The organism is Azospirillum sp. TSH20, assembly GCF_003115935.1.
GTDB lineage: Bacteria > Pseudomonadota > Alphaproteobacteria > Azospirillales > Azospirillaceae > Azospirillum.
On the sequence record NZ_LGQU01000074.1, the window covers coordinates 1 to 20,971 of the forward strand.

Consider the following 20,971-nt stretch of genomic DNA (forward strand, 5'->3'; position numbering starts at 1 on the left):
GGCGGCGGCACCCGGACGGATGACGCCATTGGCGGTGATCGCCCCGCCGTTGCGGGTCCGGCCGCGGAAGCTCTGGATGGTGAAGACGTCGCCGTCGCCGACCAGCCTCGCCTCGATGTTGGTGATGACGGCACCCGAGGCCCGGTTCTCGTAACGCCCGTTCGCCAGCACCACCGATCCGCCGAGAGTCGGCTTGCCCACCGTGCCGCCGGCCCGCACGTCCAGCCGCAGCGATCCGCGTGCCCGGTCGCCCGATGCGGCGAGCAGGTCGTTCGCCAGAGACATATCCACCGTGCCGTCGACCGCCGCCTCCAGAGCGCCATTGGGCGGCACGCTGACGGCGTAGCTGTCCGGGTCCATCACCAGCGGCAGGGCGGCGTTGGCGGTCAGCGTGCCGGCATTCTTCGGCATCGCGACCCGGCTGGCCAGAGTCAGCCGGCGGTCGCGCCATTGGATGTCCGCCGTGGCGTCGATGCCGGGCAGTCCGGCCTGGGTGGTCTGCTGCGCCTTCAACCCGCTGATCCGCAGGGTGGCGTCGGCACGCGGGTTGCGCAGCGTGCCGCCCAGCGACGCGCGCGCATTGGCGACGCCATCCAGCGCCAGCGTCGGGCTGGCGAGCTTCGCCAGCGCCAGCGGCAGGCGGTCGATGGTCAGCTCGCCGCTCAGCCGCTCGCCGTTCAGGCCCAGGTCGGCGGCCAGCCGGGCATTGCCGGACGACAGCCGCAGTTCCTTCACCTCATAGCGGCGGTCGGCCAGCAGGATGGTGGCGGGGGCGGTCATCCGCAGATCCTCGCCGGCATAGCGCGCCTGCAGGCGGTCGAGCCGGATGCGGGTCACGCCGCCATCCATCGCCAGCCCACCGGCGAGGTCGAGCGCGACCGGCTGCGCGCCGGCGCCATTGGCGTTGGCCTGGAAGCTGGCCTTCGCCAGCGACCCGTCGACGGAGGCGGTGACGCTGCGCAGGTCGTTGCCCGCGGCGTTGCCGTCGGTCATCTCCACCCGCGCCTTGCCGGTGGGGGTGCCGAGCGCGTCGGCGACGTCGGCCTTGGCCGTCAGCTTCCGGGCGGTCAGCAGCGGTCCGCCTTCGCCATCCACCCGAAGATTGCTGGCGTCGGCGGTCAGGCTGGCGGCCTGCTTGCCGCCCTTGCCGTCCAGCGCCAGGGTGAAGCTCGCCCCACCGCCGAGCGGCATGCCCGCCAGTTCCGACAGGCCGTTCAGGTTGGGCAGCTTGCCCTCCAGCCGGCCGGTGGCGAGCAGCGTGTCGAGCGCCACCTGCGCCTCGCCCGTGATCCGGTTGGTGCCGTTGGCAATGGTCAGCCCGTCCAGCCGCAGCGTCTGCTCACGCAGCGCGTAGCGCCCGTCGAGCGACAGCGGAGTCTTGTCCAGGTTGGTGCGGGCCGACACCGTGCCGTTCGGCGTGGCCGGCAGGCCGGCGGCGGTCGCCTTCACCTCCGTGGCGCCCAGCCGGCGGCCCTGCACCACGAGGTCGCGGGCGTTCAGCGTCGCCTGCGCCTGGATGGCGTCGAGCGGGCCGCGGGCGGTCGCCTCAAGCGTCGCCGCTCCCTCCATCGGCGTGCCGAGCGCCGTGCCCAGCGGTTCCAGCTTCGCCACCGTCAGGGTGGTTCGCGCATCGACCTTGTTGTCCGCCAGAGCCGCGGTGCCGGTCAGCTTGCCGTTGCGACCATCCACCGTCAGGTCGGTCAGCCGCATGGCGCCGTCGGGCTCCATGCGCGCCGCCAGCGCCAGCGTCGCCTTGTCGCCCAGCACCGCGTCGGCCGGGGTGCCGGTGGAGAGGCGGTCGAGGCTACCGGTCAGATCGGCGGTCAGCGTGCCGTCGGCGACTCGCTTGACCGGCCCCGACAGTGCCACGGCGCCGGCCAGCGGCCGGCCGGCGAGGCTCGACAGCGGGGCGAGGTCGTCGGCGCTGGCGCTGAGCGTCAGGTCGGCCGTCTGGCCCCAGCCACCGATGGTCCCCTTCGCCTCGGCCCGCGCGGCGGCGGCGTTCAGCGTCAGCGTCTCCAGCCCGATCCCGCCGCTGCCGGTGTCGATCCGCGCGCGGGCGGCCAGGGTGGTCTCCGGACCGGTCAGGCGGGACAGCGCCGGATCGTCGGCCGCGAGGTCGCGCAGAGTGGCGTTCACCGCGACGTTCAGCGCGCTCAGCGCCCCTTCGGCGGAGCCTTCCACCACCCCCTCGCGCCAGGACAGCGGCACCAGCGGATGCAGGGTGGAGTCCGGCCCGGCCTGGACGGTCCACCGCAGGTTGAGGCTATTGTAGTCGGCGCCGATGTCGCCATTCACCGTCGCATTCGCGGCGGCGACGGTCAGCGCCAGCGGACGCAGGGTGATGGCCCCCGACGGCGCCCGCAGCACGGTCGCGTTCAGCGTCGGGCTGGGACCGATCAGCGGAGTCACCGTGTCTCCCGCCAATCCAGCGATCAGCGGCGCGAAATTTCCGCCGGCCGCGAGCGTCAGGAGATGCCCCTCCGGCGCCTTCTTGATGGTGGCGTCGGCATTCAACGTGCCGGTAGGCGATGCCGCCTCGCCGGCGGTTGCGGTCAGCTTGCCGGTCCAGTCGTCCAGCGTGCCGTCGCCCTTCAACGCCAGTTCGACCGGTGGCAGGCCCGGCATCGACAGCGCGCGGGCCATGACGCCGCCCGCCGGTTCCGACGCGTTGACCGACAGGTTGAGCGTGTTCTTGCCAGGATCGAAGGCGGCGACCAGATCGGCCTTGCCGGGCTTGTCGTCGATGCGCGCCACCGACAGGTTTGCGTTCAGCGCCCCGCCGCCATGCTCCAACAGCACCGAGCCGGCAATGCGCAGCACGGCCTGTTCGCCCAGCAGCGCCGGCGCCAGGTCCAGCCGTTCGACCACCAGCTTTTTCAGATCGATGTCCACCGGCAGGCTGGGCAGCAGCGAGGCGTTGGGGTCGGACGGCGTGGCGGGCTGGGTGCTGACCGGTGCGCGGGTCACCGACACCGACGCCGCTTCCAGCGCATCGATCCTGGCACTGCGCATGAACAGGGCGGATGGCGACATCACCACATGCAGCCGGTCGATGGTCAGCCAGACGCCTTGGCTGTCGGCCAGCGTGACGGTGGAGATGGTGAAGTCGGTGGGAATGCTGCCTTCGATCGCGCCGAGCTTCAGGTGCATATCCGGCGATTCGACCGCCCCCTCGATCTTCTCCGTCAACCACTCACGGGCGGTATCGCCGGAGAACAGCGAAAAGGCCCGGACGGGCTGCGGATCGGCCAACAGGCCGGTGAGGATCGTCAGACCGACCAGAAGTAAGCGAACCGCCGTCACACCATGCCCTTTCACCAGCGCCACCGTTGTCTCAACCGCAATAAACGGTCATCGTCCCGGAGGATTGGGACGAAATTGCGCCATCAGAACGCCTGCCCCAGGCTGAGATACAGCTGCCAGCGCGCATCGCCGTCGGCGGGGTTGAGGGGAACGCCGACATCGACGCGCAGCGGGCCGAAGTCGGTGTAGTAGCGCAGACCCAGACCGGCGCCGACGCGCAGAGGCTCACTGAAGTCCGGATAGGCCGAATCATAGACGGTGCCGGCATCGACGAAGGGCACGATGCCGATGCTCTCCGTCACCTTGATGCGCAGTTCCGCCCCGATCTCGAACAGCGACCGGCCGCCGACCGGATCGTCATAGCGGTCACGCGGCCCCGCCTTCTGGAAGCCGTAGCCGCGCACCGAGCCGCCGCCGCCGGCATAGAAGCGATGGTCGGGCGGGATGTCCGACAGCGAGGTGCCGAGGATGCTGCCCAGCCCGATCCGCGCCGCGGCGACATAGCGCCCGTCATTGCCGAGATCGTAATAGGTCGAGCCGTTGAACAGCACGGAGGTGAAGGGCGACTCGGTATCCCCGCCAACCGGGAACCAGGGCGTCACCTGCAGCGAGGCCCGCTGGCCGGAGGTGGGGTTCAGCAGATTGTCGGTGCCGTTCCAGGCCGCCCCCAGCGGCACGCCGATGAAGGAGGTCTGATAGGTCTTGTCCTCCGTCCGCACCCGCCCGCGCTCGCCGGTCACACCATAGCTGATGGTCAGTTGATCGGTCAGCGGCCTTTCCAGCTTGACCGTCAGTTCCGACGCGACCCGGCTGTAGGCCGGCGGCTGGTCGTTCACCACGGCGAAATTGACCAGCAGCGACTGCTTCACCGCCAGGAAGTCGGGCTTGCGGAAATTGACGCTGAAGCGCAGGTCCGGCAGGTCGTTGCCCTTGCTCGACGTGCCGCCGGACGATCCGGCCACACGCCCGACTTCGACGCCGAGGCGCAGCTGCTCCGCCCCGCCGAACAGGTTGCGGTGGCCCCAATAGGCGTTGGCGCCCAGCCCGTCCTGCGTCGAATAGGTGACGCCGCCGCCGATGAAACGGCGCTTGCGCTCGCTGACCGTGACGATCACCGGCGTTACGCCGTCCGGCCCCGGTTCGTCCGCCATCCGCACGCGCACGGTGTCGAAGACCTGAAGGGCCGCAATGTCCTGCCGCGCCCGGTCGGTGGCGCCGGGGTCGTAGACCTGCCCCTCCTTCCAGGCGAGGCGCCCGCGCACCAGATCCTCGTCGACCTTCTGCAGCCCTTCGATCCGGGTGGCCCCATAACGGGTCAGCGGGCCGGGGTCGACGGTGTAGGCGACATCCATCGTCCGGTCGGAATGATCGACCACCACCTCGCGGTCCGATGCCTTGGCGAAGGCGTAACCGCGCTTGGTCAGCCGTCCAACCAGCTCCGACTCGGCGTCCAGCACCTTCTGCGCCACCGCGGGGGAGCCGGCGGCGAGGCCGAGATCGTCGGTCGCGACCTCCTTCGGCAGTGTGGAGCCGCCAGTGGAGTTGGCGGCGCCGCACACCGTCACCGTCTTGATGTGGTAGAGCGGTCCCGGAGTCACCGCCACCGTCACCTTGACCGGCGCCGCCTCCCCTCCCGCAGGCAGAGTGCCGGTCGCGGCAGGATCCTCGATGCGGATGTCCAGCTTCGCGTCGTAATAGCCGGCGGAGCGCAGCGCCGTCTGCAAACGGTCGCGGTCGCTGTCGGCCCGCCGCTCCAGCCCGATCAGCGAGGGTGGATGATCGTCCTTCAACTCCACCAGCGTGGAGGCGTCGCGCAGCGTGCCACGCAGCCCGTCATCCTCGACGCCGGTGATGTCCACCTCATAGGTGATGCCGGCCGGCCGCACCTCCTCGTCCGGCGGCGCGGCCTCCGCCGGTGTGCTCTGCGGCGGCACCACCGGCACGGCGCCGGGGATGCTGTCGGGGGGCGAATCCTGGGCATGCCCGGCGCCCGCCGGCCCCAGCATCAGCAGGGCGGCGACCAGCGGAGCGGCGATGGGGGCCTTGAGCGGCACAGCTGCAATCCTCGTTGCGGCGGCCGCGCGGCGGCGGGAAGCGGAAGCGAAACGGATCATCGTCCCCAATGTAGGGTCCAATCACGCATGGCTCCATCCCGGAAATTCGCGTTAGACCAAAGGGCACGGCGCTTGCGTTTTGGCCGAGGATCCATATATTGCGCCGCAACAGTTTCCCCGACAGCGCCCACGGATTAATCTTCGTCGGGCCTTTTTGTTGTTTGTGGCATGACGCTGCTGCGTGTCGGGGGTGCCATTGCGAGACCGAAGGCTCCATGAATCTCCGTAACGTCGCCATCATCGCCCACGTCGACCACGGCAAGACCACGCTGGTTGACCAACTCCTCAAGCAGGCCGGCTCGTTCCGCGAGAACCAGCAGGTGGCTGAGCGCGCCATGGACTCCAACGATCTGGAGCGCGAGCGCGGCATCACCATCCTGGCCAAGTGCACGTCCGTTCTGTGGAACGACCTGCGCATCAACATCGTCGACACCCCCGGCCACGCCGATTTCGGCGGCGAGGTGGAGCGCATCCTCTCCATGGTCGACGGCGTCGTCCTGCTCTGCGACGCGGCCGAAGGCCCGCTGCCGCAGACCAAGTTCGTGCTGGGCAAGGCCCTGAAGCTCGGCCTGCGCCCGATCGTCGTCATCAACAAGGTGGACCGTCCCGACGGCCGTCCGCACGAGGTGCATGACGAGGTGTTCGACCTGTTCGCCTCGCTCGACGCCTCGAACGAGCAGCTGGACTTCCCGACCCTGTTCGCCTCGGGCCGCAACGGCTGGGCGACCACGGACCTGGAGAACGGCGCCCGCGAGACGCTGACCCCGCTGTTCGAGTTGATCCGCGACCATGTTCCGGCCCCGAAGGTCGAGGAAGACCTGCCCTTCACCATGCTGGCGACCACGCTGGAAGCGAACCCCTATCTGGGCCGCATCCTGACCGGCCGCATCCAGACGGGTTCGGTCAAGGTCAACATGGCCGTCAAGTCGATGAGCCGCGACGGCAAGCTGGTCGAGAACGCCCGCATCAGCAAGGTGCTGGCCTTCCGCGGCCTGGAACGCGTTCCGGTGGAAGAGGCGCATGCCGGCGACATCGTCGCGCTGGCAGGCCTGACCAACACCACCGTGGCCGACACCATCTGCGCGCCGGAAGTCTCCGAGCCGCTGGCCGCCCAGCCGATCGACCCGCCGACCCTGGCGATGACCTTCTCGGTCAACGACAGCCCGCTGGCCGGCCGCGAGGGCGACAAGGTCACCAGCCGCATGATCCGCGACCGCCTGTTCCGCGAAGCGGAAGGCAACGTGGCTCTGCGCATCGCCGACACCGAGGGCGGCGACGCCTTCGAGGTGGCCGGCCGCGGCGAACTGCAGCTGGGCATCCTGATCGAGACCATGCGCCGCGAGGGGTATGAACTGGCGATCAGCCGTCCGCGCGTGCTGTTCAAGACCGACCCGCTGAACGGCCAGCGCCTGGAGCCGATCGAGGAAGTCGTCGTCGACGTCGACGAGGAGTTCTCGGGCACCGTCGTTCAGAAGATGTCGGAGCGCAAGGCCGACCTGATCGAGATGCGCCCCTCGGGCGGCAACAAGACCCGCATCGTCTTCCACGCCCCGTCGCGCGGCCTGATCGGCTATCAGGGCGAGTTCCTGACCGACACCCGCGGCACCGGCATCATGAACCGCCTGTTCCACGGCTATGCTCCCTTCAAGGGCGCCATCGCGGCTCGCCGCACCGGCGTGCTGATTTCCAACAGCGACGGCACCGCGGTGGCTTACGCCCTGTGGAACCTGGAAGATCGCGGCCCGATGCTGATCGATCCGGGCGTGCCGGTGTACCAGGGCATGATCATCGGCGAGCACACCCGCGGCAATGACCTCGAGGTCAATGTCATCAAGGGCAAGCAGCTGACGAACATCCGCACCACCAGCAAGGACGAGGCGGTTCGCCTCACTCCGCCGATCCAGATGACTCTGGAAAAGGCGCTGTCCTACATCTCCGACGACGAGCTGGTGGAAGTGACGCCGAAGTCGATCCGCCTGCGCAAGCGCTACCTCGACCCGAACGAGCGCAAGCGTCACCAGCGCGCCGCCGAAGCGAGCTGATAACGGTGCTAGTGTAGAGCAGAGTAGTAGAGGCGGTTGCCCCCACCCTAACCCTCCCCCGCTTCGCAGGGGAGGGAACTCCGCCGCCCCGCGGCAGACTCCCTCCCCCGCCCAGCGGGGGAGGGTCGGGGTGGGGGCAATGCCTCAAAACGCCAACATTCCCCCGACAGCGAGGACACCCCCCGCATGGCGATGGCGACCGACGCGAAGTCACCCGGCTCCCCGTCCTTCTCTTTCCGCCAGCTATGGGCACGAATCGGCCCGACCGGCCTGTTCGCCCTGATCCTCGCGCTGCTGATCGCCCTGCCGATCCTTGCCGTCTTCGTCCAGTCTGCCGGCGTCTCCACCGATCTGTGGGGGCACATGGCGCGGACGGTGCTTCCCGGCTATATTCTCAACACCCTGATCCTGCTAGGGATCGTCGGCGTCGTCACGTTGGTGACCGGGGTTGCCTGCGCCTGGACCGTCACCATGCACGACTTCCGCGGACGCGGGGTCCTGCAATGGCTGCTGCTGCTGCCGCTGGCCATGCCGGCCTATGTGCTGGCCTACACCTATACTGATTTCCTGCAATATGCCGGACCGCTGCAGTCCTTCCTGCGCGCCACCTTCGGCTGGCGGCGCGGCGACTATTGGTTTCCGGAGATCCACACCGCCTGGGGCGCCGGGCTGGTGCTGTCGTCGGTGCTGTATCCCTACGTTTATGTGCTGACCCGTGCCGCCTTTCTGGAACAGTCGGTCTGCGTGCTGGAGGCCAGCCGGACGCTCGGCTGCACCGCCTTCGGCGCCTTCCGCCGCGTGGCCCTGCCGCTGGCCCGGCCGGCACTGGTGGCCGGCGTCGGCTATGCGCTGATGGAGACGCTGGCCGACTTCGGCGCCGTGCGCTATTTCGGCATCGACACCTTCACAGTCGGCATCTACCGCACCTGGTTCGCACTGGGCGACCCGGCCGCGGCGGCGCAGTTGGCCGCCGTCCTGCTGCTGGTGGTGCTGGCGCTGGTCGGGCTGGAGCGGCTGTCGCGCGGCAAGATGCGCTTCCACCAGACCACCGGCCGCTACCGCGCCCTGCCCGCCCCGCGCCTGTCGGCCCGCGGCACGGTGCTGGCCTGGGTCGTATGCCTGACGCCGGTGCTGTTCGGTTTCCTGCTGCCGGGGGCGGTTCTGATCCGCATGATCCTGCGCGGCGGTACGGAGCTGACGCTCGCCCGCTTCACCGACCTGACCGTGAATACCTTCATTCTCGGCGCCAGCGGTGCCGCACTGGTCGTCACGGTGGCGCTGATGGTGATCCATGGCGTGCGCCACGACCGCAGCGGCTTCGCCACCGGTGCGGCGCGCCTCGCCTCGCTCGGCTACGCCACGCCGGGTACGGTGATCGCGGTGGGCATTCTCATCACCGTCGGGCTGACGCGCGATTGGACCGGCTGGCCGATGGGCGCCATCCTCGGCACCACCATCGCCGGCATCCTCTATGGCTATCTGATCCGCTTCTTCGTGGTGGCATATGGGCCGCTCGAATCCGGCTTCGCCAAGATCGGCCCGAATCTGGAGGGGGCAGCCCGCTCGCTCGGCCACACGCCGCTGCAGGTGCTGCGCCGGGTTCATTTGCCGCTGCTGCGCCCCAGCCTGCTCAGCGCCGCCATGCTGGTCTTCGTCGATATCACCAAGGAACTGCCGGCGACGATGATCCTGCGGCCCTTCAACTTCGACACGCTGGCGATCGAGGCCTTCCGCATGGCCTCCACCGAACGGCTCGACGACGCCGCCCTTCCCGCCCTGGTGATCGTTCTGGTCGGGCTGGCGCCGGTCATCTACCTGAGCCGCACCATCGCCGCGTCGCGTCCGGGCCACCAGGGGTAAGCTCCGGGGGGCAAGCTCAGGCGGCGTCGTTCCGGCTTTCCACCCGTTCCTCATGGTTCGGCTCAGGCGGTGGCAGCGCCTCCTGCCGGCGTGCCCGAAGCTTCTCACGCTCCTTCCAGCGCCGGAAGGAGTGCTTGATCCACCAGCCGCGCAGCCGTCCGCCGACATCGGCGATCCGCTGGTAGAGCGGCCGGCGCCGGCTGGTCACGCGGGCCGGCTCCAGTGCCATGCCGACGGAGGTGATGGTGTCGTCCTCCATGTCGCGCACGATCAGCTCGACCCCGCCCATGCGCACCCGGTCCCCCAGTTCGCAGGAGCCGCCGAACTCGTTGCGCAGCAGATCCCTCAAGGTCAGGCGGGCGTTGGGCAGCGACAGCGGCAGACCGTACATCTCGGCGATCTGCTCCACCGTGGCGTCGGGGCTCAGCACCAGATCGCCGTAGAATTCCCGGTCGTTCTGGTCGAGTGCCCGGCTGCCGCCATAGAGCTTGTCGATCAGCGGCAACCGATGCTGCGGCGTGAACAGATAGACATGGTCGCCAGGCTGCAAGGGCTTCGCCTTGTGCAGCGGCACCACCGCGCCCGACCGGATCACCAGCGACGGCTTGGCCCAGCGCGGCATGCGCTGGCCGCGCGCGGCCGGGCTCTTGCCATGGACGGTGTAGGCCACCAGTTCCTGGTCGGCATTGCCGGGAAGCTCAAGCTCCACGCGCTCCACCGGACCGCGGCGCGGCGGAACGATCAGTTCCAGCGCCCGCGCCATGCTGCCGATGGTCCAGCCCTGCACCAGCAGCGAGACGACCACGACGACGAAGGCGGTGTTGAAGATCAGCTGGCCGTTCTCAAGCCCACCCAGCACGGGCACCAGCGCCAGCAGAAGCGACACCGCCCCGCGCAGGCCGACCCAGGCGATGAAGCTGGTTTCCCGCACCGAAAAGCGGAAGGGCAGCAGGCACATCCACACCGCGGCCGGACGGGCGACCGCGATCAGGACGAAAGCCACCCCCAGCGCCGGCAGGATCATGCCGGCGAACTCCCGCGGCGTGGCGAGCAGCCCCAGCATCACGAACATGACGATCTGGCTGAGCCAGGTCAGCCCGGAATGGAAACGCCGCAGGTCCAGCGCCCCGCGCAGCCTGACATTCCCGGCATAGAGGCCGGCGGCGTAGACGGCCAGATAGCCGCTGCCGCCCAGCACGTTGGTGACGGCGAAGATGAACAGGGCGAAGGTCAGCGTCACCACCGGGTTCAGCCCGGATTCGAAATTCGCCTTGTTGATGAAGGCCACCAGCAGCCAGCCGCCGGCCAGCCCCATCACCCCGCCCAGGGCGAAAGCAAGCACCAGTTCGCCGACGATGGCGATGGGCGAGGCAAGGCCGTGGGTCGCCGCCTCCACCAGCAGGATGGTCAGCATGATGGCGACCGGATCGTTGCTGCCCGATTCGATCTCCAGCGTGGAGCGGACACGGTCGCGCAGGGTGATGCCGCCGACCCGCAGCAGGAAGAACACCGCCGCCGCGTCGGTGGAACTGCAGGCCGCCCCCACCAGCAGCGCCTCTCCCCAGCCGAGCCCCATCAGATAATGGGCGGCGACGCCCACCACCCCGGTGGTGACGGCAACGCCCACCGTCGCCAGCGTCATCGCCGGCCAGGCCGCCGCCTTGTAGCTGGCGAGCTTGGTGTCGAACCCGCTCTCGAACAGGATCACCGCCAGCGCCATCGACCCGATCAGAAAAGCGGAGCCGGCATCGTTGAAGGAGATCTGACCGATCCCATCCTCGCCGGCCAGCAGGCCGATGCCGAGGAAGATCAGCAGCAACGGCGCACCGACCCGCAAGGCGAGGTAGCTGGTCAGCACGCTGACGATCAGCAGGGTGGATCCGATGAGGATGATGTAGCTGACCGCCTCCATAAGCCCCGCACGCCGTTCGCATCAGGCCGCCATCCGGCGGAACTCGTTGATTTTGACGGCAACCTTCCACATCCGCAAGGCGTAGGACCCGGAGGCGGTCATTCGGACAGGCTGTACGCTTACGACATCAGCTTCCAGCTGCCGTCAGGCTGGCGGCAGGCGGTGCCGCGCGCGACCTCCGTTTTGCCGTCGATCACGACCGTATGGTTGTAATCGCGACAGGTCTGGCCGTTGTTGTCCTGATAGGTCTTCACCGGCTGGATGGTACCGCGGTTGCCGGACTCCGGATTGTTCCAGGTGATGGTCTGGTTGTTGGCGACCGCACGCTCCTCCGCATCCGACGCCCGGTTCTGGTCGGCCGGGCTGAAATGCCGGGCGAGTTGCTGGCCGGCATAGGCGCCGAGCAGCGTCCCGATGGCGGTGGTCGCCAGCTTGCCCGACCCGCCACCAAAACGGGAACCGAGCAGGCCGCCGGCCACGGCGCCGCCCAGCGTGCCGACGGTCTCCGATGTGTTCATCCCGCCGATGCCGCCATTGGGGTTCTGGCAGGCGGCCAGCGATAGGGCCGCGGTGGCGGCTATGGCGGTGGTGCGCAAATGATTGATGATCGTCCGCATGGTCATTCCCCCGATTGAACGTTGCATGGTTAAAGTCAGGTCAACGCTTGAAGGGGGAAGAGGTTCCGCCCAAAAGTATCAGGACCGAAAGATCAGCGGAGGATGGAAGCAAAATGCGATCCCGCGTGTTTAGACACCGAACAGTCAACATGTGGAGGGTAGCATGATGTCCCGTTTGCGTCTGATCGGTGCGGTGTTCGCGCTTCTTTCCGTCACCGCCTGCTCGACTGGCGGCGTGGTCGGCGGTGCGGCCGGTGCGGCCGGCGGTTACGCGGTGGACGGCACTCGCGGCGCCGTGATCGGCGGCCTGGGTGGCGCGGCGCTGGGCACGGCGATCGATCACTAAAAAGGCGCTCAATCCCGCACCGGCCCGCGCGTCGATTCACGCGGGCCGGTGGCGAAGACGGCGAGCGCGTCGTGTAGATCCGGCAGGACGCGCTCCACCGCCGCCTCCCCCTCGCGGATGCAATCGTCGGCACGGTCGAATTCGGTCAGGCCGATGTGACCCAGCCGCGGCACGATGTGGACGTCCGGCGGGTCGCCGGCCAGCCGCGACCGGGTGATGCGGTCGGTGACGATTCCCAGCGACGAGACCATCACGCCGAACAGGCTCGGCCCCTCATAGTCGCGGCGGAAGATGCGGCGCGCCAGGGCGCCGATCCCGCTCGGCGGGCGCTGGCCCGGCACCTCGTCCTCCACCAGCCGCAGCAGGTCGAATCCGGCGGCGGTCGGCACGCTGGCGCCCGGCTTGCGTGCCTTGCCCAGGATGTCGCCGGACAGATTGACGGCGATCACCATCTGCGCGCCCAGCGCCCGGCAGGCCGACACCGGCACCGGGTTGACCAGGGCGCCGTCGATCATCCAGCGCCCGTCGATCGACACCGGCGGAAACACGCCCGGCAGCGAGAAGGACGCCCGCATGGCGTCGACCAGTTCGCCCCGCTGCAGCCACACCTCGTGGCCGGTCACCAGATCGGTGGTGACGGCGGCATAGGGGCATGGCAGCTCCTCGATCCGCACGTCGCCCAGATGCAGGCGCAGTTCCGCCAGCAGCCGGTCACCACCGATCAGCCCACCGCCCTGGCGCAGCCGCAGATCCAGATAGCCGACGATCTTCATCCGGGTCAGCGTGCGCACCCACTCTTCCAGCGTGTCGAGCTTTCCCGCCAGATGGACGCCACCGACCAGCGCCCCGACCGACGAGCCGCAGACGATGTCGGTCTCGATCCCATAACGCTTCAGCGCCCGCAGCACGCCGATATGCGCCCAGCCGCGCGCCACCCCACCGCCCAGCGCGAGACCGATGCGCGGACGCCGCGCACCGCCGCCATTAAGTCCGCCATTGAGGCCAATTCCGTTCGGCATGGGCACTCCCCCTCTCACCCGGCGGCACGATGTTCGCCGCTCCGATCATCCGCAGTTTCGCACGAAACCGGTAAAGGAAGCCTGTAACCAGCACCGGCGGAACCGCGTCGACCGGTGGACAAAGCCGAAGCCCATGGGATAAGCCATCCCATCGGACAAGAGCCTATCGGACAAGAGATCGGATGCGACCGTGACGAACAAGAGCGGCAAGCCCCTGCGCCTGGATGCGGCGACCGAACGGCTGGCGGCCCGGATGTGGCGCGAGTGGGTGCGCCCCTATCGCGGCAAGCTGTTGCTGTCCTTCCTGCTGATGGCGATCGTGGCGGCGACCACCGGTGCCTATCCGCTGCTGATCGACCGCTCCTATGCCATGTTCTCCGCCCAGGACCGCGGCATGCTGCTGGCGATCCCGCTGGCGATCATCGCGGTGACGGTCATCAAGGGCGTGTCGCTCTATTCCCAGACGGTGGTGACCAGTGACATCGTCCAGCGCGTCATCGCCGACGTCCGGCTGGCGATGTTCACGCATCTGCAGACCGCCGACATGGCGCAACTGCACGCCACCCCGACCGGTGCGCTGACCTCCCGCTTCATCAACGACGTCGACCTGATCCGCAATGCGCTGACCCGCACGCTGACCGGCCTGGTGCGCGACATCCTGACGGTGATCGCGCTGGTCGGGTCGATGTTCTATCTGGACTGGCTGCTGTCGCTGATCGTCTTCATCATCTACCCCATCGCCGCCGTTCCCATCGTGCGGATCGGCAAGCGACTGCGCCGCGTCTCGCGCGATACCCAGGCGCAGATGGGCGACATGACCTCGCTGCTGACCGAAAGCCTGTCGGGCGCGCGGATGGTTAAGACCTACAATCTGGAAGACTATGAGCGCGCCCGCGCCGGCCGCGCCTTTCAGGAGAATTACCAGCTGACCATGAAGGCGGTGCGCGCCCGTTCGCGCATCGATCCGATGATGGAGGTGCTGGGCGGCGTCGCGGTGGCTGGGGTGATCGCCTTCGCCGGATACCGCATGACGCTGGGCGAGGGCTCGGTCGGCGCCTTCTCCGGCTTCGTCGGCGCGCTGCTGATGGCAGCCCAGCCGGTGCGTGCCATCGGCACGCTGAACGCCGCCCTGCAGGAGGGCATGGCCGCCGCCCAGCGCATCTTCGAACTGCTGGACCAGCAGCCGACGATCCTGGAGCAGCCGGGCGCCAAGCCGCTGTCGGTTTCCAAGGGTGCGGTCGCGCTGCGCGGCGTCCGTTTCTTCTACGAAGCCGGTGCCGAGACGCTGAAGGGCATCGACCTCGACGTGCCGGCCGGCAGCACGGTGGCGCTGGTCGGGCGCAGCGGCGCCGGCAAATCGACAGTGTTCAACCTGATCCCGCGCCTCTACGACGTGACGGGCGGCGAGGTGCTGATCGACGGCCAGGACGTGCGCGGCGCCACCCTGCGCAGCCTGCGCGGCGCAGTCTCCATCGTCAGCCAGGACACGGTTCTGTTCAACGACACGGTGCGGGCGAACATCTGCTTCGGCCGCCTCGACGCCGGGATGGATGACGTGATCGCCGCCGCCAAGGCCGCCGCCGCGCACGACTTCATATCGAAGCTGCCGGAAGGCTATGACACGGTGATCGGCGACCGCGGCGTCAAGCTGTCGGGCGGCGAACGCCAGCGTCTGGCGCTGGCCCGCGCCTTCCTGAAGGATGCGCCGATCCTGCTGCTGGATGAGGCGACGAGTGCATTGGACAGTGAATCGGAGCGTCTGGTGCAGGCGGCGCTGGAACGGCTGACAGCGGGTCGCACCACGCTGGTGATCGCCCATCGTCTGGCGACCGTCCGCAATGCCGATCGCATCGTGGTGATGGAAGGTGGCCGCATCATCGAGCAGGGCACGCACGACGCGCTGCTGGCGGCCGATGGCGCCTATGCGCGGCTGTGCCGGCTGCAGTTCGGCGAGGATGAGGTTCGGGCGGGGGCGTGAGAGGAGTTAGGTGGCGGAGTTAGACCCCCACCTATCCTCCCCCGCTGGGCGGGGGAGGGACTGCCGCCGCATTTCCGAACAAGCACTTGTCCCCTCCCCCGCCCAGCGGGGGAGGTTAGGGTGGGGGTCTAACGTTGCAAGAATCCTCGCCCCCTCAACCCGCCGGAAACACCATCACCCGCTCGGCGGCCATCGCGGCGGACAATTCTTCACCGGCGCGGACGTCCACATGCCCCGGCAGCCGCGCATGGATCTCCGACCCACCCAGGTCCAGGCAAACCCGCGTCGCCGGTCCCAGGAAGCTGGAATGGCGGACCCGCACCGGAACGGCGTCGGGCCGGGCGCCGAGCGGAACCAGTTCCAGATCCTCCACCCGGCAGGCGACCTCGACTTTCGTCCCGCCGGGCAGGCCGGGCGCCATGACCCGGCCGAGCGGGGTAACGATCTGCCCGTCGCGCACCGTCGCCTCGAAGCGGTTCACCTCGCCGAACAGGCGGGCGACGAAGCTGTTGGCCGGGCGCTGGTAGAGGTTGACCGGCGTGTCGGCCTGGACGACGCGTCCTGCCTCCATCACCACCACGCGGTTGCCCATCTCCATCGCCTCTTCCGGGTCGTGGGTGACGACGATGGTGGCGATGCCGCTGGCGCGGATGATCCGCACCACCTCCTCCCGCACCGACCGGCGGAGCTGCTCGTCCAGGGCAGAGAAGGGCTCGTCCAGCAGGAGGACCTTGGGGTCACGCGCCATGGCGCGGGCCAGCGCCACCCGCTGCTGCTGGCCGCCCGACAGAGTGTGCGGGTAGGCGTCGGCATAACGCGCCAGCGCCATGGTCTCCAGCAATTCCTCCACCCGGCGCTTGCGTTCGACCCGCGGGCGGTCGGTCTGGCCGAAGGCGATGTTGCCCGCCACCGTCAGGTGCGGGAACAGCGCGAAGTCCTGGAACATCATGCCGACCGGCCGCTTTTCCGGCGGCAGAGACCGGCCCGCGGTGGCGAGCCTCAGTCCCTCCACCGCGATCTCGCCCTTCTGAACCGACTCCAGTCCGCTGATCAGGCGCAGCAGGGTTGACTTGCCGCAGCCGGACGGACCGACGATGCACACCACCTCGCGCGGGGCGACCGACAGCGAGACGTCGTCGACCGCGGTCAGTTGCCCATAGCGGTGGGTGATGCCGGACAGGATGACGGAAGGAGAAGGAGCGTCGGTCATCTTACTTCCAGCCGGCACGGTCCATGATGCGCAGCGCCTGCGGCGTGTGGGCGGCGAAGGAGGCGGCATTCACCTCGGCCGCCTTGAAGCTGCCGAGCTTCACCAGTTCCGGATGCGGCTGGACCGCCGGGTTGACCGGATATTCCATATTGCCGTCGGCGAACTGGCGCTGTGCCTCCGGGCTCAGCAGATATTCCAGCAGCTTGCGGGCATTCTCCTGGTTCTTGGAGGTCTTCACCACGCCAGCGCCGCTGAGGTTCACATGGGTGCCGCGGTTGCCTTGGTTGGGGAAGATGACCCCGACCTTTGACGCGACCTCGCGGTCCTCCTGCTTGGCCGAAGTGATCATCTTGCCGACGTAATAGGTGTTGGCGATGGCGACGTCGCCCTCGCCCACCGCGACCGCCCGGATTTGATCGGTGTCGCCACCCTGCGGCGGACGCGCGAGGTTGGCGACGAGGCCCTTCACCCACTCCTCCGTCTTTTCCTCGCCCAGAGCTTCGATCATCGAGGCGGTCAGGGCCAGGCTGTAGGGATGGGTGCCGCTGCGGGTCAGAACGCGGTGCTTCCACTCCGGCTTGGCGAGATCCTCGTAATCCTTGATCTGCTCCGGCTTCACCCGGTCGCGGGCGTAGACGATGATGCGGGCGCGGCTGGACAGGCCCCACCAGGCCCCTGCCGGGTCGCGCAGGTTGGCCGGAACCTTGACCGCTTCCAGCGCCGGCGAGGTCACCGGGGCGAGCAGCCCTTCCTTGGCCGCCGCGGCCAGACGGCCGGCATCCACGGTGATGAAGAGGTCGGCCGGGCTGCTGGGCCCTTCCGACTTCATGCGCTGAATCAGTTCATCATGGTTGCCTTCGATGATGTTGACCTTGATGCCGGTCGACTTCGTGAAGGTTTCATAGATCGCGCGGTCGGTGTTGTAGTGCCGCGAGTTGTAGACATTGACCTCCTGAGCCTGAACCGAAAAGGCGGTCAAGGCGCCGACGGCAAACGCGACACCAGCGATCTTGTCGATGAACATCCATCACTCCCGGACTGCGAATGGCTCTCAATTTCGTGAGAATGGATATCATTTGCAGCTGGCGCTGTCGAGACAGGATTCACCTCAAGGAGAGGGATCAGGCGATCGCAGGTGCGGCTTGGGAGCGCACCATGTCGGCCAGCGCCTCGGGCGGCATCGGGCGGCCGAACAGATAGCCCTGCATCAGATCGCAGCCGACCGACACCAGGAAATCGCGCTGCTCCGCCGTCTCCACCCCTTCCGCCACCGTGGTCAGGCCCAGGCCGTGCGCCATGCCGACGGCGGCACGGACAAGCGCGTTGCTCTTGGGATTCTCCGGCACGTCGATGACGAAAGCGCGGTCGATCTTCAGCTTCGCCACCGGCAGCTGCTGCACATAGCTGAGGGAGGAATAGCCGGATCCGAAATCGTCGATGGCCGCCTGGATGCCCAGATCGGCCAGTTCGCCCAGCGTCCGCACCGCCACTTTCAAGTCGCGCACCGCCGCCTGTTCGGTGATCTCCAATCCCAGATGGCTGCTCAGCGTTGCATGCTCGCCCAGCAATTCCTCCAGCCGAAGGGTCAGGTTGCCGCGCAGGAATTGCTGGCCGGAGATGTTAAGGAAGACGCGGTCGGGCAGCACACCATCGGCCTCCCAGACCGCCATCTGGGCGACCGCGGTCGACAGAACCCAGTCGGTGATCGGCACGATCAGGCCGCTTTCCTCCGCGACCGGGATGAACTCGCCGGGCGAGACCGGTCCCAAGGCATGATGATCCCAGCGCAGCAACGCTTCCGCCGACCGGATCCGGCCGGCCCTGTCGACGATGGGCTGATAGACGAGGCGCAACTCGTTGCGTTCGATGGCGTGGGTCAGATGCATGGTCAGCATCATCCGCCGCGTCGCCGCCGCCGCCATCTCCAGCGTGTAGAAGCAGACGGCATTGCCGCCATTGTGCTGCACCGCCTGCAGGGCCAGCTTGGCCTTGGCGTTCAGGTCCTCCAGCGTGCTGACCGTGTCGTCCTGCACCGCGGCGCCGACCGACAGGCGCAGCCGCACCCAATGCCGGTCGGCGTAGATCGACGCGGTCAGCCTGTCGTGCAGCACGCCGGCCAGCGTGCGCGCATGGTCGGCGTCGGTCACCCGTGACAGCGCTGCGAATTCGTCGGCGGCGATGCGGCAGATGATGGTGTTGGGCGGCAGCACCTCCGTCACGCGGCTGACCATCGCCTTCAGCGCGGCGTCGCCGACATGGAAGCCAAAGGCTTCGTTCACGTCGCTGAACTGGTCGACGTCGAGCGAGAACAGCGCGAACAGGCTCCCGCCCGAAGCCACGTCTTTCCCCTCGGCGCGGCTGCCGGCGAACAGAGCCTCGCATTCCTCAAGGAAGGCGGTGCGGGTCAGGACGCCGGTCAGGGGGTCGTGCCGCGCGAGGTAGGAGGCGCGCTGCTCCGCCGCGAGGCGTTCGGAGATGTCGCGGATGATGCCGACGAAGGTCACATCCTCGCCCAGCCGCGCCTGACCGACGCTGAGATGGATGGGGAACACCGTGCCGTCCTTGCGCTGACCCAGCGTTTCGCGGCCGATGCCGATGATCTTGGGCCGGTCGGTCCGCATATAGGTGTCGACGTAGCGGCCATGGTCGCGCGAAAAGGGTGGCGGCATCAGGATCGACATGTTCCGCCCGACCAGTTCACCGTCCTCATAGCCGAACAGCCGGCAGCAGGCGCGGTTGATGGAGCGGATGATGCCGCTGCGGTCCGAGACGATGATGCCGTCCACCGCCGCGTCCAGCAGGGTGGCGATGAAGGAATCCCGGCAGGTCACGAACTCCGCGATGCGGTCGGGATCGCCGGTCAGGTGAAAGGTGCCGAGATAGCCGACGGTCGCCCCGGCGGCATCGCGATGGGCGATCACGCTGCCGCTGAGGATCGAGCGGCGGCCGTCGCAACCGACCGTCGGGCAATCGACCGGCGCGGAGGTCGTCACCGGCGAACCGTCCAGCGTCGCAATGGCAGCGGCCAGCGCCGCGGTCACGGGATGGGCGATGCCGACCAGCGCGCAGCCGATCAGGTCCGCCGGCGAGCGGTCCAGAACCGCCGCGAAATGCGGATCGGCATGGCGGCACAAGCCGTCACGGTCCAGATAGACCAGCGCCATCCCGCCATCGTCCAGCAGGCTGGCGGCCAAAGAGGCCAGAAATGCGGGATCACGCGGCATCGCGGCGGCTTGCGCCCCGCTGGAACCGCTGCTTTCGGAACCGTTCATCTGATCCGCCGGTTGTAGGTTCACGAAACGATCCGCTTTTCTCGATACCGCCGGAAAGGGCGGCCTGATGATGCACCGACGGTCGCCCGGCGGCTGAATCGGACACCCGACGGAGGTATTATGACCCCGTCCGGCTTGATTTCCAACGCCAAGCAATCCCGCAAATGCCAAAGATTTGCGCAACCCGTTGCCCGTGATGCATTCGCACTCTAACGGTTAGAGTCCGATACATGATTGACATGGTTCAATGCGCGGCACGGTTCCGGGAATAAACGGCCGCGCCCGGCAGCACCACCACAGCTTTTGCGCGTGTGGTCTGCGACAATTCGGTGGCATCCACCGCAGTGGACTGGACCTGCGGCGGTATTGGCCCCAGGATTCTCTCCACACATTCCCCGCACGGGAAGCAATTCGCCTCACAGCCCGCGATGGAGGAATAAACCGGACGTCCCAGGCGTTTGTCCGACAATGGCCGCAGCCGCAGGCGTGAACCACCAGCGTCACGCCGGATGCTGCCGTCGCTTCGGGTCCGCCAACGGTCCGCGGTTCAAGAAATCGATTGGGAGCATTCAGACATGACCAACGCATTCAGCCAGATCAGCCACGCCGACGGCCGTGCGTACTACCAGGGCACTCCGCTGTCCCTGGCCGATGCGCAGATCATGCTCAACGACGACATCCTTCGCCGGACCGTGCGCGTCGGCGCCTATCTGCGGGTGGACGACGCCGGCCGCCTCGTCCTGGTGAATGGTCCTGCCCTGCGGCGCTCTGTCAACCGGCCGCCGACCTTCAGCCCCCGCGCGGGCCGGCAAGAATAAGCGCCGCCCCCGCCAGACAGACCAGTGCGCCGGCCGCGTCCCAGCGGTCCGGCCGCGCGCCCTCGACCAGCCAGAGCCACAGCAGCGACGCCGCGATGTAGACGCCGCCATAGGCGGCATAGGCCCGCCCGGCGAAATCGGCGTCGGCCCGCGTCAGCAGCCACGCGAAGAGGCAGAGGCTCGCGAATCCGGGCAGCACCCACCATGCGCTCCGCCCCAGCCGTATCCAGGCCCAGAAGGCGAAGCAGCCGGCGATCTCCGCCAGTGCGGCCGCACCGTAGACGGCCAGCGTCGTCCCCAGCGCCCGCGCCATCCTGCCTCCGTTTCCTCCCCGTCATCGACCGGGCCGATGCTGCCCATCGCCGATTGCCGCGTCAATGCGTTGCGCGCCGGTGAATGGCGCCACAGCTCGTTTCAATTTGCCGCCGCAATATTACAGCGCATTCATGGACTTCCCCGAGGGTGCGGCATAGATTC

14 protein-coding genes are annotated in these 20,971 nt (G+C 68.2%); 5 read left to right on the forward strand and 9 right to left on the reverse strand.

Annotation, left to right across the window (positions count from 1 at the left end):
• Nucleotides 1-3,330 (reverse strand): hypothetical protein (locus tag TSH20_RS20230; RefSeq protein ID WP_109076389.1); only part of this gene is annotated, 3,330 nt, incomplete at its 3' end.
• 59 nt (nt 3,331-3,389) lie between these two features.
• Nucleotides 3,390-5,360: an autotransporter assembly complex family protein gene (locus tag TSH20_RS20235; protein WP_247871662.1), complete on the reverse strand. Its 1,971-nt coding sequence runs from the start codon at nt 5,358-5,360 to the stop codon at nt 3,390-3,392.
• A gap of 275 nt (nt 5,361-5,635) precedes the next feature.
• Here TSH20_RS20235 and typA point away from each other — a divergent pair, with 275 nt between their 5' ends.
• Together typA and TSH20_RS20245 are read left to right on the forward strand one after the other, a co-directional pair.
• Nucleotides 5,636-7,462: a translational GTPase TypA gene (typA, locus tag TSH20_RS20240; protein WP_109076391.1), complete on the forward strand. Its 1,827-nt coding sequence runs from the start codon at nt 5,636-5,638 to the stop codon at nt 7,460-7,462.
• A gap of 186 nt (nt 7,463-7,648) precedes the next feature.
• The gene (locus TSH20_RS20245; protein ID WP_109076392.1) at nt 7,649-9,322 is read left to right on the forward strand and encodes an iron ABC transporter permease; all 1,674 of its coding nucleotides are present in this window, start codon (nt 7,649-7,651) and stop codon (nt 9,320-9,322) included.
• A 16-nt stretch (nt 9,323-9,338) separates the two neighbouring features.
• On the opposite strand, the gene TSH20_RS20250 is transcribed toward TSH20_RS20245, so the two are convergent.
• Together TSH20_RS20250 and TSH20_RS20255 are read right to left on the reverse strand one after the other, a co-directional pair.
• Nucleotides 9,339-11,234: a potassium/proton antiporter gene (locus TSH20_RS20250; protein ID WP_109076393.1), complete on the reverse strand. Its 1,896-nt coding sequence runs from the start codon at nt 11,232-11,234 to the stop codon at nt 9,339-9,341.
• Between the two features lie 119 nt (nt 11,235-11,353).
• Nucleotides 11,354-11,851 (reverse strand): RT0821/Lpp0805 family surface protein, encoded by a 498-nt coding sequence (locus TSH20_RS20255; protein WP_109076394.1) that lies wholly within the window; start codon nt 11,849-11,851, stop codon nt 11,354-11,356.
• A 163-nt stretch (nt 11,852-12,014) separates the two neighbouring features.
• On the opposite strand from TSH20_RS20255, the gene TSH20_RS20260 reads away from it, so the two are divergent.
• Nucleotides 12,015-12,197: a hypothetical protein gene (locus TSH20_RS20260; RefSeq protein ID WP_085089555.1), complete on the forward strand. Its 183-nt coding sequence runs from the start codon at nt 12,015-12,017 to the stop codon at nt 12,195-12,197.
• 8 nt (nt 12,198-12,205) lie between these two features.
• Here the strand turns inward: TSH20_RS20260 and TSH20_RS20265 are convergent, their stop codons facing one another.
• Nucleotides 12,206-13,216: a patatin-like phospholipase family protein gene (locus tag TSH20_RS20265; RefSeq protein WP_109076395.1), complete on the reverse strand. Its 1,011-nt coding sequence runs from the start codon at nt 13,214-13,216 to the stop codon at nt 12,206-12,208.
• Between the two features lie 190 nt (nt 13,217-13,406).
• On the opposite strand from TSH20_RS20265, the gene TSH20_RS20270 reads away from it, so the two are divergent.
• Nucleotides 13,407-15,194: an ABC transporter transmembrane domain-containing protein gene (locus tag TSH20_RS20270; RefSeq protein ID WP_109076396.1), complete on the forward strand. Its 1,788-nt coding sequence runs from the start codon at nt 13,407-13,409 to the stop codon at nt 15,192-15,194.
• Between the two features lie 154 nt (nt 15,195-15,348).
• Here the strand turns inward: TSH20_RS20270 and TSH20_RS20275 are convergent, their stop codons facing one another.
• The 3 genes from TSH20_RS20275 to TSH20_RS20285 form a co-directional block, all read right to left on the reverse strand.
• Nucleotides 15,349-16,404, reverse strand: coding sequence for an ABC transporter ATP-binding protein (locus TSH20_RS20275; RefSeq protein WP_109076397.1), 1,056 nt, complete (start codon nt 16,402-16,404; stop codon nt 15,349-15,351).
• 1 nt (nt 16,405) lies between these two features.
• Nucleotides 16,406-17,428 carry a Fe(3+) ABC transporter substrate-binding protein gene (locus TSH20_RS20280; protein ID WP_109076398.1) on the reverse strand — a complete coding sequence of 341 codons (1,023 nt, stop codon included), beginning with the start codon at nt 17,426-17,428 and terminating at the stop codon, nt 16,406-16,408.
• 97 nt (nt 17,429-17,525) lie between these two features.
• The gene (locus TSH20_RS20285) at nt 17,526-19,676 is read right to left on the reverse strand and encodes a bifunctional diguanylate cyclase/phosphodiesterase (protein ID WP_109076399.1); all 2,151 of its coding nucleotides are present in this window, start codon (nt 19,674-19,676) and stop codon (nt 17,526-17,528) included.
• 575 nt (nt 19,677-20,251) lie between these two features.
• Between TSH20_RS20285 and TSH20_RS20290 the strand changes: the two genes are divergently transcribed.
• Complete coding sequence (locus TSH20_RS20290; RefSeq protein ID WP_109076400.1) at nt 20,252-20,494, forward strand: hypothetical protein; 243 nt, start codon at nt 20,252-20,254, stop codon at nt 20,492-20,494.
• Here TSH20_RS20290 and TSH20_RS20295 read toward each other — a convergent pair.
• A complete protein-coding gene (locus tag TSH20_RS20295) occupies nt 20,466-20,807 on the reverse strand; it encodes a YnfA family protein (protein ID WP_109076401.1) in 342 nt (113 codons plus the stop codon). The genes TSH20_RS20290 and TSH20_RS20295 overlap by 29 nt on opposite strands.
• Between the last annotated feature and the right edge of the window lie 164 nt (nt 20,808-20,971).